The organism is Bradyrhizobium sp. AZCC 1678, assembly GCF_036924765.1.
GTDB lineage: Bacteria > Pseudomonadota > Alphaproteobacteria > Rhizobiales > Xanthobacteraceae > Bradyrhizobium > Bradyrhizobium algeriense.
The window spans coordinates 7,736,108-7,752,326 of record NZ_JAZHSE010000001.1 but is presented as its reverse complement, the minus strand read 5'-3'; the positions used below and the strand labels follow the sequence as shown (position 1 = coordinate 7,752,326).

Annotated in this window: 14 protein-coding genes; 9 read left to right on the top strand and 5 right to left on the bottom strand. The window is 63.8% G+C overall.

Annotation, left to right across the window (positions count from 1 at the left end):
* Positions 1 to 63: 63 nt before the first annotated feature.
* On the bottom strand, positions 64 to 444 hold the full coding sequence (locus tag V1294_RS36935; RefSeq protein ID WP_108512105.1) for a carboxymuconolactone decarboxylase family protein: 381 nt from the start codon (positions 442 to 444) through the stop codon (positions 64 to 66).
* Positions 445 to 616: 172 nt separating this feature from the next.
* Here V1294_RS36935 and V1294_RS36930 point away from each other — a divergent pair, with 172 nt between their 5' ends.
* Positions 617 to 3,313: a TIGR02302 family protein gene (locus tag V1294_RS36930; RefSeq protein ID WP_334504196.1), complete on the top strand. Its 2,697-nt coding sequence runs from the start codon at positions 617 to 619 to the stop codon at positions 3,311 to 3,313.
* Between the two features lie 172 nt (positions 3,314 to 3,485).
* Here the strand turns inward: V1294_RS36930 and V1294_RS36925 are convergent, their stop codons facing one another.
* Positions 3,486 to 3,863 carry a response regulator gene (locus tag V1294_RS36925; protein WP_334504194.1) on the bottom strand — a complete coding sequence of 126 codons (378 nt, stop codon included), beginning with the start codon at positions 3,861 to 3,863 and terminating at the stop codon, positions 3,486 to 3,488.
* Positions 3,864 to 3,903: 40 nt separating this feature from the next.
* A complete protein-coding gene (locus V1294_RS36920; protein WP_334504191.1) occupies positions 3,904 to 4,788 on the bottom strand; it encodes an MJ0042-type zinc finger domain-containing protein in 885 nt (294 codons plus the stop codon).
* Positions 4,789 to 5,094: 306 nt separating this feature from the next.
* On the opposite strand from V1294_RS36920, the gene ftsE reads away from it, so the two are divergent.
* From ftsE to V1294_RS36900, 4 genes are all read left to right on the top strand, one after another.
* Positions 5,095 to 5,754: a cell division ATP-binding protein FtsE gene (ftsE, locus tag V1294_RS36915; RefSeq protein ID WP_108512102.1), complete on the top strand. Its 660-nt coding sequence runs from the start codon at positions 5,095 to 5,097 to the stop codon at positions 5,752 to 5,754.
* A complete protein-coding gene (locus V1294_RS36910; RefSeq protein ID WP_108512101.1) occupies positions 5,747 to 6,718 on the top strand; it encodes a cell division protein FtsX in 972 nt (323 codons plus the stop codon). The genes ftsE and V1294_RS36910 overlap by 8 nt, the downstream gene beginning before the upstream one ends.
* Positions 6,719 to 6,886: 168 nt before the next feature.
* Complete coding sequence (locus tag V1294_RS36905; RefSeq protein ID WP_417021195.1) at positions 6,887 to 7,603, top strand: YdcF family protein; 717 nt, start codon at positions 6,887 to 6,889, stop codon at positions 7,601 to 7,603.
* On the top strand, positions 7,527 to 8,690 hold the full coding sequence (locus tag V1294_RS36900; RefSeq protein ID WP_334504188.1) for a class I SAM-dependent methyltransferase: 1,164 nt from the start codon (positions 7,527 to 7,529) through the stop codon (positions 8,688 to 8,690). Before V1294_RS36905 ends, V1294_RS36900 begins: the two co-directional genes overlap by 77 nt.
* A gap of 162 nt (positions 8,691 to 8,852) precedes the next feature.
* Here the strand turns inward: V1294_RS36900 and V1294_RS36895 are convergent, their stop codons facing one another.
* A complete protein-coding gene (locus V1294_RS36895; protein WP_334504186.1) occupies positions 8,853 to 9,458 on the bottom strand; it encodes a gamma-glutamylcyclotransferase in 606 nt (201 codons plus the stop codon).
* 110 nt (positions 9,459 to 9,568) lie between these two features.
* Here V1294_RS36895 and V1294_RS36890 point away from each other — a divergent pair, with 110 nt between their 5' ends.
* Positions 9,569 to 10,756, top strand: a complete 1,188-nt coding sequence (locus V1294_RS36890) for a DUF2125 domain-containing protein (protein WP_334485821.1) — start codon at positions 9,569 to 9,571, stop codon at positions 10,754 to 10,756.
* A gap of 617 nt (positions 10,757 to 11,373) precedes the next feature.
* Here V1294_RS36890 and V1294_RS36885 read toward each other — a convergent pair.
* On the bottom strand, positions 11,374 to 12,282 hold the full coding sequence (locus V1294_RS36885) for a DUF2189 domain-containing protein (RefSeq protein ID WP_334485819.1): 909 nt from the start codon (positions 12,280 to 12,282) through the stop codon (positions 11,374 to 11,376).
* A 532-nt stretch (positions 12,283 to 12,814) separates the two neighbouring features.
* On the opposite strand from V1294_RS36885, the gene V1294_RS36880 reads away from it, so the two are divergent.
* The 3 genes from V1294_RS36880 to V1294_RS36870 all read left to right on the top strand — a co-directional run bounded on the left by V1294_RS36880 (position 12,815) and on the right by V1294_RS36870 (position 16,209).
* Positions 12,815 to 13,648, top strand: a complete 834-nt coding sequence (locus tag V1294_RS36880) for a cytochrome c oxidase subunit II (protein WP_334485817.1) — start codon at positions 12,815 to 12,817, stop codon at positions 13,646 to 13,648.
* 84 nt (positions 13,649 to 13,732) lie between these two features.
* The gene (locus V1294_RS36875; RefSeq protein WP_334485815.1) at positions 13,733 to 15,508 is read left to right on the top strand and encodes a cbb3-type cytochrome c oxidase subunit I; all 1,776 of its coding nucleotides are present in this window, start codon (positions 13,733 to 13,735) and stop codon (positions 15,506 to 15,508) included.
* Complete coding sequence (locus V1294_RS36870) at positions 15,505 to 16,209, top strand: cytochrome c oxidase subunit 3 (protein WP_334485813.1); 705 nt, start codon at positions 15,505 to 15,507, stop codon at positions 16,207 to 16,209. Before V1294_RS36875 ends, V1294_RS36870 begins: the two co-directional genes overlap by 4 nt.
* The last annotated feature ends 10 nt before the right edge of the window (positions 16,210 to 16,219 follow it).

Genomic DNA, 16,219 nt, shown 5'->3' with positions numbered 1-16,219 from the left:
TTTGTGCGGCGAGATGGATTGCTTCGCTTCGCTCGCAATGACGGATGAAATGTCGACTGGTCTCTACGCCTTGTCCAATTCCGCAAACACTTCGCGCGCGATGCGAAAGCTGTCGACGCCGGCGGGCACGCCGGCATAGATCGCGACCTGCATGAAGATCTCGCGGATCTCGTCGCGGCTGACGCCGTTGGTCAGTGCGCCCTTGATGTGCGCCTTCAATTCGTGCGGCCGGTTGAGGATCGAGATCATGGCGAGGTTGAGCATGCTGCGCGTCTTGTGCGGCAATTCCTCGCGGCCCCACACCGCGCCCCAGCAATATTCGGTGACCAGTTCCTGGAACGGCTTGTTGAAACTGTCGGCGTTCTTCAGGGCGTTGTTGACATAGGCCTCGCCGAGCACGGCTTTGCGAATTTCCAGGCCCTTGTCGTGTGTCTTCTGGTCCATGAACGCTTTCCTTACGTATTTTTACGGGTTCGAAACCGACGTTACGGGGCTAAAGCCCGGCAGTCACGCCTTCGTGTTATGCGTAATTCCGGGTGTGGGAACCCTCTGGACGCGGGGTGCCTCAATGCCGCCGCCGTGCTAGGGTGATTTGTCGGCAACCCGGAGAATTTTGTTGAGCGAAGCCTCCCCCGACCCCACGAAAACCCCGCGCGAGCCGGATGCTGTCGCGCGGCTTCAACTGACGCAGGCCCTGCAACGGGCTCAGTATGCGATTGCGTGGGAGCGCGCCTGGCCGGGCTTCGCCCGGATTTTAAGCGTGGTCGGGCTGTTTCTGGTGGCGTCCTGGGCCGGATTGTGGCTGGCACTGCCATTTCTAGCGCGCGCAATCGGCATCGGTCTGTTTATCGTGCTGGCGCTGGCGGCGTTGTACCCGCTTGCGCGATTTCGCTGGCCGACCCGCGAAGAGGCGTTGAGCAGGCTCGACCGTGGCACCGGCATTCGCCACCGCCCGGCGACCGCGCTGACCGATACGCTCTCAAACAAGGACCCGATCGCGCAGGCGCTGTGGCGGGAACAACGCGAGCGCACGCTGGCCTCGATCAAGCGGATTCGCGCCGGGCTGCCGTCGCCGCGGCTTCCGATCCACGATCCCTGGGCGCTGCGCGCGCTGGTCATGGTGATGCTGGCGGCCGCCTATGTCGCCGCCGGCGACGAGCGCGCGCTGCGGATTGCCGCAGCGTTCGACTGGAACGGCGTGCTGGCGCCGGCCAACGTCCGGGTCGATGCCTGGGTGACCCCGCCGGTCTATACCGGCAAGCCGCCGGTGATTCTGTCCGCCGCCAGGGATGCGGCTTCGCCCGATAGCGGCGCACCGCTGTCGGTGCCGTCAGGCAGTACGCTGCTGGTGCGCTCCAGCGGCGGCACCATCGATGTCGTGGTCGGCGGCGGCGTGACCGAGGTCGCGCCGGGCGAGCAGGCGCCGAAGGGCACCAACGAACGGCACTTCAAGATCACGGGCGACGGCAGCGCGCATGTCCGCGCGCCGTCCGGCCAGCCGCTGTGGCGCTTCGCGGCCACGCCCGACCGCGCGCCGACCATTTCATTGGTCAAGGATCCGGAACGCCAGGCCCGCGGTTCGCTGCAGATGTCCTACAAGCTCGAGGACGATTACGGCGTCACCGAAGCCCGCGCGCAATTCGCTGCCCGCAACGCTGATGCGGCCAAGACCTCCGATGCCAAGACCTCCGATGCCAAGACTCCCGACGCCAAGACTCCCGATGCCAAGACCCCCGATGTGAAGGACGGCAAGAAGAAGGAGGCCGACAAGGCCGAGCGGCGGCCGCTGTTCGAGCCGCCGCAGTTTCCGCTGGTGCTGCCGAATGCGCGCACCCGCAACGGCGTCGGCCAGACGGCGAAGGATCTCAGCGAAGATCCCTACGCCGGCGCCGACGTGACGCTGACGCTGACTGCCAAGGACGAGGCCGGCAACGAGGGCAAGAGCGAGCCCTTCAACATGCGGCTGCCGGAGCGGCTGTTCACAAAACCGCTGGCGCGCGCCCTGATCGAGCAGCGCCGCATCCTGGCGCTGGATGCCAACCAGAATGCGCAGGTCTATACCGCGCTCGATGCGCTGATGATCGCGCCGGAATTGTTCACGCCGGAGGCGGGACACTATCTCGGCCTCTACAGCGTGTCGCGGCAGCTGGAGGCGGCGCGCACTGACGATTCGCTGCGCGAGGTCGTCGCCAGCCTGTGGGCGCTCGCCGTCACCATCGAGGATGGCAACATCTCTGATGTCGACAAGGCGCTGCGCGCGGCGCAGGAGGCGCTCAAGCAGGCGCTGGAACGCGGCGCCACCGACGAGGAGATCAAGAAGCTCACGGACAATCTGCGCGCCGCGCTGGACAATTTCCTGCGCCAGCTCGTCGAGCAGCAGCGAAACAACCCGCAGCAGCTGGCGCGCCCGCTCGATCCCAACACCAAGATGCTGAGCCAGCAGGATCTCAAGAGCATGCTCGACCGGCTGGAGCGCATGTCGCGTTCCGGCGACAAGGATGCCGCCAAGCAGCTGTTGGAACAGCTGCAGCAGATGCTGGAAAATCTGCAGATGGCGCAGCCCGGCCAGGGCGGCGACGATATGGAGCAGGCGCTGAACGAACTCGGCGACATGATCCGCAAGCAGCAGCAATTGCGCGACAAGACCTACAAGCAGGGCCAGGATTCCAGGCGCGACCGCATGCGCGGCAAGCAGGGAGACAAGCAGGGCGACCAGAGCATGGGCGACCTGCAGCAGGATCAGCAGGGCCTGCGCGATCGGCTCAAGAAATTGCAGGAAGAACTCGCCAAGCGCGGCATGGGGCCGGGCCAGCGCGGCCAGCAAGGCCAACAGGGCCAACAGGGTCAGCGCGGCGAACGGGGACAGGGTCAGGGCCAGCAGGGTCAAGGCGGCGACCAGGGCGACGGCGAGGACGGGCTCGATCAGGCCGATTCGGCGATGGGCGACGCCACCGGCCGGCTCGGCGAGGGCAATGCCGACGGTGCGGTGGACTCGCAAGGCCGCGCGCTGGACGCGTTGCGCAAGGGTGCCCAGAGCCTGGCGGAAGCCATGCAGCAGGGTGACGGCGACCAGCCGGGCGACGGCCCCGGCAATCCCAGAGGCCGCCAGCAGGGCGCGGCCAACTCGACCGATCCGCTGGGACGGCCGATGCGCCACAACGAATTCAGCGATGATTATACTGTGAAGATCCCCGGCGAGATCGACGTGCAGCGGGTGCGCCGGATCCTCGAAGAACTGCGGCGCCGTCTCGCCGATCCGTCCCGTCCGCAGATCGAACTCGATTACATCGAGCGGCTGTTGAAGGATTATTGAGGGGTCGGCTCAACCGACCATCATCACGCACAGTGTCATCATCCGCGAAGGCGGATGATCCAGTATTCCAGAGACGTCAGCGATTGAATCGAGAACCCGCGGCGTACTGGATCCCCGCCTTCGCGGGGATGACGAGCTGAGGATGTGGCGGTACCGGTAGACCGCTTCTCAACTATCCGCTCTTCCTCGCCGCCAGCGCATCCGCGACCGCGGTACGGATGTCGTGCACCGAGAACGGCTTCGTCACCACGTCGTGCACGATGGCGTTGAGGCCGGAGGCGCGTTCGCGCTGATCGGCGAAGCCTGTCATCAGCAAAATCTTCAGGTCCGGAAAATCGCGCGCCGCCGTCAGCGCCAGTGCGATGCCGTCCATCACGGGCATCTGGATGTCGGTCAGCAGCAGGTCGAACGTGCCGCGTTCGCGGGTCAGGATATCGAGCGCTTCGGCGCCGTCCTCGGCGGTGACGGTCTCGTGGCCGTCCATGGCGATCGCGCGCGCCACCAGCGAGCGCATGGAATCCTCGTCATCGGCAATCAGCACGCGTGGCATAAAGTCGTCTCTCTCGCCCCAGCGGGATGGGCGGCCTGGTTCAGGCCTGACCGGCCAGATCCCGCTTGTTGAAAAAGCGTACGTCAATATTGCGGCCTTCGGGCGGCGGCGAAGCCAGCCGCGACTTGAAGTAGGCGCGCTCGCCGGGCTTGAGCGCCGGCTGCTCGAGCACCGCGTTCCAGGCGTAGATCTCGGTGCCTTGCTCGTCGCGGACGGAAAAGCGCAGCCGCGGCAATTCGACCGGGTTTTTGGTCTGGCCTATGATCGTGCCTTCGATGACCAGGACCGGCTTGCCGTCCACCGTCTCGTTGCTGACCTTGATGTCCTTGAACGCCAGCCCGCGCAGGTTCACTTCCAGCCCGACCATCTTGTAGAATGTCGCGGTTTGCGGCAGCAGCCGCACGACATCGGCGCGCCAGATCATCAGCGCCAGGATCAGCGCGCCCATCGCGGCGCAGGCGGTCGGCAGGCCAACAGACGGCATAAAGGGGATGCGGGGCAGGGACGGCGGCCGGAAGAGGCGGGCCAGCCGCTGGCGGTGCGTGGTGATCGGGATCTCTTCATGGTCCTGCGCATCCAGCCGGGCGGCCGACGGCCAGTCGCTGTCGCCGCCTGGTGGCGAACCTTCACCCTCGGGCGGCCAGCCGGCCGAAATCGAGGGGCTGTCGACCACCGGGGCGTCCTGCCCCTCTTCCTCGCGCGCCAGCGCCTCCCATTCGGCCGCGGCATCATTTTCGGCCGGCGGGGCCGATTGCGCCGAAGCTGGCATGGCGGCCGGCATGGCGTCCGCCATTTCGATCGCGTCTTCGGGCCGCGCCAGCCAGGTTTCCTTGCAGCGCGAGCAGCGGACGGTACGTCCTGCGGGTCCCAAGGCGGTCGGATTGATGGCGTAAGATGTTGTACAATGAGGGCAAACGATATGCATGGAGCCCATCTCTACCGTGTCTTTGTCCGGATGCTACATAGCGACCGTTAACGAATCGGAAACCATAACGGTCGCAAAACCGTTTTGTCCGGTTGGTTCCCAAACCAGCGGGCCACGAGCCCAAAGTTCGGGTTCGGGTCCAGGTTCAGGTTCAAGTCCGGGGTTTACGGCCGCGGCCCACACCGAGCAGAGCTCGGCCACTGTCCACGCCGAGCGGAGCTCGGCAACTGCCCACGCCGAGCGGAGCTCGGCAACTGCCCATGCCGAGCGGAGCTCGGCCACGGCTCATGTCGAGCGGAGCTGAGCTTGGTTCGGTTCGAAAATGTCGGTTTGCGGTACGGGCTCGGCCCGGAGATTCTGCGCGACCTTACCTTCCTGATTCCGGCGCATTCCTTCCAGTTTCTCACCGGTCCCTCGGGCGCCGGCAAGACCTCGCTGCTGCGGCTGTTGTTTCTGTCGATTCGGCCGACGCGCGGCCTCGTCAACCTGTTCGGCCAGGACGTCTCGCTGCTCGGCAAGGATCAGGTCGCGAACATGCGCCAGAAGATCGGCATCGTGCTGCAGGATTTTCGCCTGCTCGACCACATGACGACCTATGAGAACGTGGCGCTGCCGTTCCGCGTGATGGGCCGCGAAGAATCCAGCTATCGCCGGGAGGTGATCGACCTGCTGCGGTGGGTCGGCCTCGGCGAGCGGATGGATGCGCTGCCGCCGATCCTGTCGGGCGGCGAGAAGCAGCGCGCCGCGATCGCGCGCGCGGTGATCTCGCGGCCGCAATTGCTATTGGCGGACGAACCGACCGGCAGCGTCGACCCGACGCTCGGCCGGCGCCTGCTGCGGCTGTTCATCGAATTGAACAGGCTGGGCACCGCGGTGATCATCGCGACCCACGACATCACGCTGATGGACCAGTACGAGGCGCGGCGAATGGTGCTGCACCAGGGACGGTTGCACATCTATGAGTAGGATGGGTGACGAGCACGGGCCGCTGGTGGATCTCGGGACGGAGCGCCCGCAGGTGCCGGCGCGTGCGCGCAACATGTCGCCGATCGTGCCGCGGGCGTCGATCTCCGGCCGCGCGCTGGTCGCCGTCGTCGCCATCATGACGTTCCTCGCTTCCATCACCACCGGCACCGTGCTGCTCGTCAGCGCATCGGCTGCGGAATGGCAGTCCGAAGTCGCCAGCGAAATCACCATGCAGGTGCGCCCGCAGGCAGGGCGCGATCTCGAGCGCGACGTGACCGCGGCGGCGGAGGCGATGCGGACGCAGCCCGGTATCGTCCAGGTCAAGCCGTTCAGCAAGGACGAGTCGGCCAGGTTGCTGGAGCCGTGGCTCGGCAGCGGGTTGTCGATCGAGCAGCTCCCGGTGCCGCGGGTCATCGTCGCGCGCGTGCAGCCCGGCACCACGCTCGATCTCGCAGGCCTGCGCTCCAGGGTGACTCAGGTGGCGCCGTCGGCGAGCGTCGACGATCACCGCGCCTGGATCGAGCGCATGCGCTCGATGACCGGCGCGACCGTATTTGCCGGCATCGGCATCCTGGTGCTGGTGATCGCGGCGACGATCATTTCGGTTTCGTTCGCGACCCGCGGCGCGATGGCGGCGAACCGCCCGATCGTCGAGGTGCTGCATTTCGTCGGCGCCGGCGACCGCTATATCGCCAACCATTTCCTGCGGCATTTTCTGAGATTAGGGCTGGAGGGCGGGGTGATCGGCGGCGGCGCTGCAATGCTGGGTTTCGGCTTCTCCGAATCGATCGCCGCCTGGTTCTCGGGCACCCCCGTCGGCGATCAGTTCGCGGCGCTGCTGGGGACGTTTTCGCTGCCGCCCTCGGGCTATCTGGCGCTCGCGGTACAGGCCGTGGCGATCGCCGCCATTACCGCCTGGGCCTCGCGGCGAACGCTGTTCGCCACGCTGGATGACATCGATTGACGCGGGGCCGGGACTCCACTTCGTCTGAAAACGTTCTAGAATTGGGCTAAAGTTTTCCAAGTAAAGTGGGGACCGGTTCGCGTCAGGAAAACGCGTCAAATCGGGAACCTGGAGCCTGGTTTCGATTCCATCGAAACGCGGCTCAAGGGAAGAGGATCGCCGGACCAGATGGGTTTGCAGTACGACGACAGCATGCCGAGAGCGCCGGCCGCGCGGCCGCGCGGATGGCTGCGCGCCGTCGTCGTCGGCGCCATGGCGATCCTGTTCGTCGGCGCGGCCGTGGGCTTCATCGCCTTTCTTTCGCAATTGCGCGGCGTCGAAATCAGGCCGGCGCGCAACGCCGACGGGATCGTGGTGTTGACCGGCGGCTCGTCGCGGGTGTCGGACGCGATGGAATTGCTGGCCGGCGGTTACGGCAAGCGGCTGTTGATCTCGGGCGTGCATCCGACCAATGCCCTGAGCGACATTTCGCGCTCGCTGCCCGACAACCAGTCACTGCTGTTGCGTTGTTGCGTCGATCTCGACCGTTCGGCCGTCAATACCAGGAGCAACGCCGCGGAGACGCGGCGCTGGCTCCGCGAGCGCGGCTTCAAGTCGCTGATCGTGGTGACGTCGAACTATCACATGCCGCGCGCCATCCTGGAGTTGTCGCATGCGATGCCCGACGTCACGCTGATTCCGTTCGCGGTGGTCGGCGACCGCTGGCGCGACGAGCCGTGGTGGACCAGCGGTGCGACGCTGCGTCTGTTGCTGTCGGAATACGCGAAATATGTCGCCGCCGAAGTGCGCGTGCGGCTGGCGGATGCAGGTGTCGACCTGGCGCCCGAACTTTCCGATCAGCCCGCGCCGGCGCCGCGCCGGCCGGCGACGGCGCAAGCCAACTGAGCAGGCTTTTGATTGTCGACACATCGCGCCGGCACGCGGTGTCTCCAACCTGCTGCGCAGTGAATCATTCCGGCGTGATCATGAACGCTTCCGTCGGTGCAAACTGAACGCGTTAGTGAAATCCCGGCAACCTGCACAAGTCGCGAACCGGCGTCGTCTACGCATCAAGCAAGCGGCGTGGACGAATCTGGAACCAGCACGGGTACCCGGGATGACCGCGGTTCCATGTTGTGTCGATCCGGACTCGCCTGTAGGTTGTTTATCTATGGGTTGGCGACTTAAAGCCATGGCGTTCCGGGTGCTCGAAATGCCGGGCGGGAAGCACGCGCACTATTTTCTGCAACGGCATGTGACGCGGACCTGGCCCCGGCCCGCTGCTACACTTGTTTCACTTCAGAATATTGCCCGCCGTGTCGTCGAGGACTATGCGCGACATGTCGGTGGAACCCCATCGTCAGTGCTCGAAATCGGCGCCGGCCGGGATCTCGCTGTCCCTTTGGGGCTGCGGCGGCTCGGGGTCGCGAAGGTCATAGCCTCGGACGTCGACCGTCTCGCGCGGCTCGACCTGATCCAGCATGCGGCGCGGCGAATCCTCACCGGTGATGTCACGCTGGAAAGCTGGGAGCATCTGGAACGTTTTGGCGTCTGCTACCGGGCGCCGCACGACGTCACTGATACTGATCAGAAGGTCGACTGCTCCTGCTCGAACGAGGTGCTGGAGCACATCCCGCCGGACCAGCTTGTGCGGTTGCTCGCGGGACTGCGGGCGGTGACCATCGGAATCACGACGCATTCGATCGACTACAGCGACCATTATGCCCGTTCGGACAGTAGTCTCTCGCGGTTCAATTTCCTGAAATACGACGACGCGCAGTGGCGCCCATTCAACAGTGGCTTGCAATACGTCAACCGGCTTCGGCACAGCGATTATCTCAGGCTGTTCCGCGAGGCCGGGTTCGCGATTCTTGAAGAAAGCTCGGTGCTGGGCGAGCCATCGGCCGAGATCGTGGACAATGTCGCGCCGCGATTCCGCCAATATGAGCCGGCCGATTTGTTCGCGCTAAGGGGACGGATCGTTGCACAATAGCCTGCCGCCAGTGCTGATCGTGATCTTTGCTCTTTCCGTGGGGCTCCGGTTTTGGGCGGACTTCCATCTCACGCACTGATGGTGCGTTGAGGTCGAGCGACGGATCGAGGAGTCACAGCGCACCAGATACAGGCGCAGCATGCCGCGGGTGACCAAACCAATCTATGACGCGTCTTGTGCATCCCCTTTGGCAGGATGAAGCGGATGCGCGTCGTGCAGCATCGCCGCGAGCCGGTGCAATTGGGAATCGCGAAAACCTTCCGCCTCGATCGCCTTCACGGTGGCGAGAACATAGTCGCGGTTGACGCCGGACCGGCCGTGCCCTTGCAGCACATGGCGCAACTGTTCTGCCGGCGACAGCCGTCCGGCATATTGCACATGGCCGCGGTCGACCACGTAGACGAGTGCGCTGACGCGCTGGCGCGCCTCGTTTTCCAGCCACACCGAGCGCTTCACCTCGCGGTAGACCGAGGTGACCTGCTCGCGCTCGCGCAAATAGGCGATGGTGGCGGTGCGGTTCTTCTCCGCGACCCGGAACGCGACGCCGCGGCAGGCGCCGCCGCGGTCGAGCCCGAGCACGAGGCCCGGTTTCTCCGGCGTGCCGCGATGGACGAAGGAATAGACGCAGAGCGCGCGGTGTTCGCCGATCAGCCGCGCCGGAAGGCGCTCGATGAATTCGAAGCCCGGGCGCCACATCAGGGAGCCGTAACCGAACACCCAGAGGTCGCCTGTCGAGAATTCCGTATCGTTGAGATCAGTCGCGGACATACCCTCGCACCGCTACCAGAACCGAACGACAAAGCGAAGTAAAATCAATGCCTTTTGTTGTGATCGGTGGATGCTTACATTTGACAAAATCGCTAGCCAAAGGACGCCGCATGCCTGACACGACCCCCGCGCCGCGCCGGCGCCCGCTGTGGCGCCTCTTCATCATGCCCGCTTTGCTCGTCGTCGCCGCTGCGGCATGGAGCGCATTCTGGTTCTATGCCGCGTCCGAAGTCGGCGTCCGCGCCGACGCGTGGGCCGCGCAGGAGGCCAAATCCGGCCGGGTCTATGCGTGCGCCAAGCGCGAGGTTGCGGGCTTTCCGTTCCGCTTCGAAGTCCGCTGCGACGACGCCAGCGTTGCGCTGGTCTCGCAGACGGCCGATGCGAAGGCGCTGTTCACCGCGCGGCTCGGCGAAATCATGGTGATCGCGCAAATCTACCAGCCGAAACTGCTGATCGCCGAATTCAAGGCGCCGGCCACGCTGGCCGATCGCGGGCAGCCGCCGTCGATGAAGGTGAATTGGACCAGCGGCCGCAGCAGCGTCAGCGGACTGCCTGACATTCCGCAGCGCGCCTCCATCGTGTTCGAGAATCCCTCGATCGATCGTATCAACGGACCGGTGCAGACGCCGCTCGCGCGCGCCGGCCAGGCCCAGCTGCACGGCCGGTTCGCCGAAGGCTCGGCGCAGGACAATCCCGTGATCGAGACCGTGTTGCAGATATCGGGCGGCAGCGTGCAGGAAGTGCACCCGCTGCTGGCTGCGCCGTTCGATGTCGACGTGCAAACCAGGCTGAGCGGCTTGAAGGATTTCAAGCCAAAGCCCTGGCCGGAACGGTTCAGGGAGTTGCAGGCGGCAGGCGGCCGTGTCGAAGTCGTGCGCTCGCGGGTTCAGCAGGGCGATCTGGTCTCGGTCGCCGCGGGCACGTTGAGCCTCAACGCCCAGGGCCGGATCGACGGCGAATTGCAGATGACGGTGGCGGGCATCGAGAAAGTGATTCCGGCGCTGGGAATCGAAAAGATGCTGGAGGAGGGCGTGCCGCAGGCAACGCTCGATCGCGTAGCACCTGGCGTGAAATCGCAAGACCTCAACAATTTGTTCGGCGCGCTCGACCGGGCGATCCCGGGGCTCGGCAAGGTCGTCAAGCAGAACGCCAATACCGGCGTCGCCGCGGGCATCAATGCGCTCGGCAAGGAGGCGGAGCTCGAAGGCAAGAAGGCCCGCGCGTTCCCGCTGCGCTTCGTCGACGGCGCGGTGTTTTTAGGCCCGCTGAAGGTGGGGCAGATACCGCCACTGTTCTAGGACGTCAGGCCAATTCAGGATGGTCGATGGAGGTCCGCTTTGGTTTCGATTCCGGACTTTAGGTCGGACAGCGACCTGCTGAATTACAGCGCTTGGCCGGAACGTTTTTCGAGCCTGGATGCTTGAGTCCGGTTGTATCGTGCGGGCAGTGACAAATAGAGAGGCGAGAATGTTCCTGATGGGACTTGGCGCGCTCCTCGTTATCGGCGGATTCCTGTACATGGCACGCACCGCTATTTGGCGGGGACCGCTTAGTGGCCGGGATTCCTCCCGGCCCGCTCGCGATACTTTGGAGCCGCCACGGCGCAGCTTGCGATTCCTGGGGCTCGGAACGAATTGGCCGGGCCTTTTCCTTATGGCACTCGGTGCAGTTCTGTTGCTATCGGGGGCCGGTTTCTAGCTAGCCTCGACCAGCCGAGCCGATGTGCAGACGGCAGCAGCCAATCCGGGAGGAGGGCATCGGCTATGTCAAGCCGCACTGCGCGGTCCCAGTTGCTGGGGCCACGAGCACGTAACTGGATTCACCCATTGCCGATGCGAGGCGTCCGTCGCTGATCCGGTAGCGCGGCCGATACGAATCGGCGGCGCTGCTCCGGGATCCATTCAATCATTACGAGCTAGCGCTCGCGGCTCCACGGGAAGAGATTGGCCGGGAAATCCGCCGCGTAGCGGTGTCCTTTCCGCAGGTGGGGTTCCTCCTGTGGAGGGTTGGGATCCGGCTCCACCACTTTCCGGTACAGATGCCAGGTGGCATGACCGAGCACCGGCAGAACGACGGCGAGACCGACGAAGAGCGGTATCGAACCGATCACCAGCAGCGCCGCGACGATCAGCCCCCACCCGGCCATCGGAATCGGATTCATCATCACGGCCCGCAGCGACGTCCGGATGGCGTCGATCGCTGTGGCATGCCGATCGAGCATCAACGGAAACGACACGACGCTGACGCACAGCGAAATGACCGCGAACAGAAAACCAACGCCGCAACCGACGATGATGAGCGACCATCCTTCCGGAGTCGTCAGCACGCGCGTTGCAAAATCGGGGATGCTCGCAGCCGGTGCGTGGCCGAAGATTGAGACGTAGATCGCATTCGCTACGCCGATCCAGGCTCCGAACAGAACGAGCAGGAGCACGCCGAGTTCGATCATGGCGCCGAAGGCCGGAGCGCGCAGCACGTGAAGCGCATCCCAGACGCCGACCTCTTCGCCGCGCTCGCGGCGGCGGCTGAGCTCGTAGAGACCGATCGCGGCAAAGGGTCCAAGCAAGGCAAACCCGGCCGCCAGCGGAAACAGCAGCGGCAGTATCGAATAGCCAAGGACCATCCTGAACAGCGCAATACCGAGAACGGGATAAATCACGCACACCACAACCGCGTGACTTGGCATTGCCTTGAAATCTTCCCAGCCCAGGCGCAGCGCCTCGCCCAGGTCGGATAGCTCGATCTTGCGAATCGGATATGTGGCGGCGTCACCGAAAACGTGCCGTCCAAACTTTGCGATGCTGTCAGAATACGTGGTGGCCATAGGCGCAACCTCCCGTGCTCGCAGTAGCGGGGTCAAACGACGCCGCAACCCGCGTGTCTCCGCATTGATGTGCGAGAGTCGCGGCCGAGCCGAGTACGGCAAACCCTGGTCCAACGAAAGGAGCTTAGCCGGACGAAACTTGTCGCGACCTGCCCGGCGAGCTTAGCGCTATGCGACCCGCACAGCGCTCACGGTTTGGTGAACTGTGCACGTTCACGGTCATTTGGTGCGTTGCGTCATCGTCGAACGATTGTGCTGGCTCGCCAGCTTGCTGCATCTGCGCAGCGTGTCGACGCTCAAGTGATCTATTGACGCCAGCGCCGACGCGTACCATCCTCAATTACTGACGCCCTGGATTCCGACGAAAGCGGTCGTAACGTGTGCTCGGTGCCACGTTTGGATGTCGCGACCGGTCAAAGTGGGCGAGGCAAGACGCACTGCGATGGCGCATGTGAAGTCGGCCATCGAGACAGATGCGGGCTCCGCCCTCTGATTCGACTCCGTTGCCTTTACTGGCAAGAAGGAGCGAGGGATGGTTGTTGCGCTCATATTGCTTCTGGTCGCAGTCGGCTCGGTGCTGTTTCACATCTACAGCCCGTGGTGGTGGACGCCGATCGCCACTAACTGGCGCTACATTGACGACACCATCAACATAACCTTCTGGATCACCGGGGCGGTTTTCTTCGCGGTGATCGCGTTCATGGCCTATTGCGTCTTCCGCTTTCACCACAAGGAAGGAAGACAGGCAGCCTACAATCCCGAAAACAAAAAGCTCGAATGGTGGCTCACCATCGGGACCGCGGTCGGCGTTGGCGCCATGTTGGCGCCCGGCCTCGTGGTCTGGCACCAGTTCGTCACGGTTCCGGCCGACGCCACCGAGATCGAAGTCATGGGCCAGCAATGGAACTGGAGCTTCCGCCTCCCCGGCAAGGACGGCCGGATGGGCACTACCGATGTTCGCTACGTCAGCTCCGACAACCCTATGGGCTTGAACCCCGACGATAAACATGGGCAGGACGACGTTGTCATCGCAAGCGACGACTTGCACCTCCCCGTCGGCAAGCCGGTCAAGGTTTTGCTTCGCTCCCTCGATGTCCTGCACGATTTCTATGTGCCCGAGTTCCGCGCCAAGATGGACATGGTCCCGGGTTCGGTCACCTATTTCTGGATGACCCCGATCCGAACCGGAACGTTTGATGTTCTCTGCGCTGAGCTGTGCGGCGCTGCGCACGCGCAGATGCGCGCCAAGGTTTTCGTCGACGAAGCGAGCGACTATCGGACCTGGCTGGAGAAGCAGAAGACGTTTGCGGAATTGTCAGGCCGAAGCGCCATTAAGAGGGCGACGTACGAATCCGGCGGCAAATAAGAAATGCTGCTGCTGCGAAGATAAATTGGGCGCGCAAGACGCTCTCATCGCGCCGTGATGGAGAAACGACCGGGAGGTAAGTCGATGGTCGATGTCCCGTATGACAGAATCGCAGACGTTCCGCCTGCCGAAGTGCCGGAGGTTGAGCTCTATCACCCCAAAAGCTGGTGGACGCAGTACGTCTTTTCGCAGGACGCCAAAGTCATCGCCATCCAGTACTCGCTGACGGCGACGGCAATCGGGCTGGTGGCGCTGGTGCTGTCGTGGCTGATGCGGCTGCAATTGGGATTTCCTGGCACATTCTCCTTCATTGATGCGAACCAATACCTTCAATTCATCACCATGCACGGCATGATCATGGTGATCTACCTGCTCACGGCACTGTTCCTTGGAGGCTTCGGCAACTACCTGATCCCGCTGATGGTCGGCGCCCGGGACATGGTCTTCCCCTATGTGAACATGCTGAGCTACTGGGTTTACCTGCTTGCGGTCCTGGTGCTGGCCTCGGCGTTTTTCGTGCCCGGCGGGCCGACCGGTGCAGGCTGGACGCTGTACCCGCCGCAGGCGATTCTCTCCGGCACCCCCGGGCAGGATTGGGGCATCGTTCTGATGCTGGCGTCGCTGATCCTGTTCATTATCGGCTTCACCATGGGCGGGCTGAACTACGTGGTGACCGTGCTGCAGGCGCGCACGCGCGGCATGACGTTGATGCGTTTGCCCCTGACGGTGTGGGGCATTTTCACGGCCACCGTGATGGCGCTACTGGCTTTCCCGGCGCTGTTCGTCGCCTCTGTCATGATGCTGTTCGACCGCTTGCTGGGAACCAGCTTCTTCATGCCCGCCCTCGTCGAGATGGGCCAGCAGATGAAGTATGGCGGCGGCAGTCCGATCCTGTTCCAGCACCTGTTCTGGTTCTTCGGTCATCCTGAGGTCTATATCGTCGCCCTGCCTGCCTTCGGCATCGTTTCCGATCTGATCAGCACTCACGCGCGAAAGAACATCTTCGGCTATCGCATGATGGTCTGGGCTATCGTGGGAATCGGCGCGCTCAGTTTCATCGTATGGGCGCACCACATGTATGTGAGCGGCATGCACCCGCATTTCGGGTTCTTCTTCGCCACGACGACGCTCATCATCGCCATCCCAACCGCCATCAAGGTCTACAACTGGGTGCTGACCCTGTGGCGCGGCGACATTCATCTCACGGTCCCGATGTTGTTCGCCCTCGGCTTCATCATCACATTCGTGAACGGCGGACTCACCGGCCTCTTCCTCGGCAACGTCGTCGTGGACGTCCCGCTGTCGGATACCATGTTCGTCGTCGCGCATTTCCACATGGTGATGGGCGTGGCGCCGATCATGGTCGTGCTGGGCGCGATCTATCATTGGTACCCCAAGGTAACGGGGCGGATGCTGGATGACTGGATGGGCAAGTTTCATTTCTGGGTCACGTTCCTCGGCGCCTATCTGATCTTCTTTCCCATGCATTATCTCGGGCTGCAGGGAATTCCGCGGCGGTATCACGACATTGGCGAAGCGGCATTCATCACGCCGAACGTCCACACGCTCAATGCCTTCATCACCGTGGTGGCCTTGATCGTAGGCCTCGCCCAGATGGTGTTCCTGTTCAATCTTGTCTGGAGCCTGTTCAAGGGTAAGGCTTCAGGTGGCAATCCATGGCGGGCGACAACTCTGGAGTGGCAGACGCCGGAGACCCCGCCCGGGCACGGCAACTGGGGCAAGGAGCTCCCGGTGGTCTATCGATGGGCGTATGACTACAGCGTGCCCGGTGCTGCCCAGGACTTCATTCCGCAGAACCAGCCACGTGCGACGCCGGCCCTCCAGGGAGCTGCTCCGTGAGCGCCATCATCCTGTTCATGGCTGTAATAGCGGTCATCGTCGGATGGTGGCTCTCGCAGCAACGGCTGACAGCCAAGCCCTGGCTGGAAGAAGGTTCGATCGACGACTTCCCGGGCACGGGAGCAATGACCCTGCCGGCAGCGAAGATCGGACTGGGAGTGTTTCTCGCCGTCGCCACCTCGTTGTTCGCACTCTTCATCAGCGCTTACTCCATGCGCATGAACATGGTGGACTGGCGGGCACTGCCCGTGCCGGGGCTGCTGTGGCTCAACACCGGCGTGCTGGTCGTGAGCAGTGTCGCGTTGCAATGGGCATACGTGGCCGCGCGCCGGGACAACATGGACGGTGTCATCGTCGGCCTGTGCGCAGGGGGGGCGTCCGCAGTTACGTTCCTGATTGGGCAATTGCTGGCGTGGCAACAGCTGAGGGCCGCGGGCTATTTCGTGGCGTCCAATCCAGCCAATTCCTTCTTCTACATGATCACCGCCGCGCACGGGCTGCACCTGATGGGTGGCCTGGTGGCGCTCGGCAGAACGACGGCCAAGGTGTGGCGTGGCGCCGAGATGCCCCAGGTGCGCCTGAGCGTGGAGCTCTGCACGATCTACTGGCATTTCCTGCTGTTGGTCTGGCTGGTCTTGCTTGGTCTGCTGACGGGCTGGACGGACGATTTCGTCGACATCTGTCGGCGGTTGCTCAGCTAGGAGAGACCAG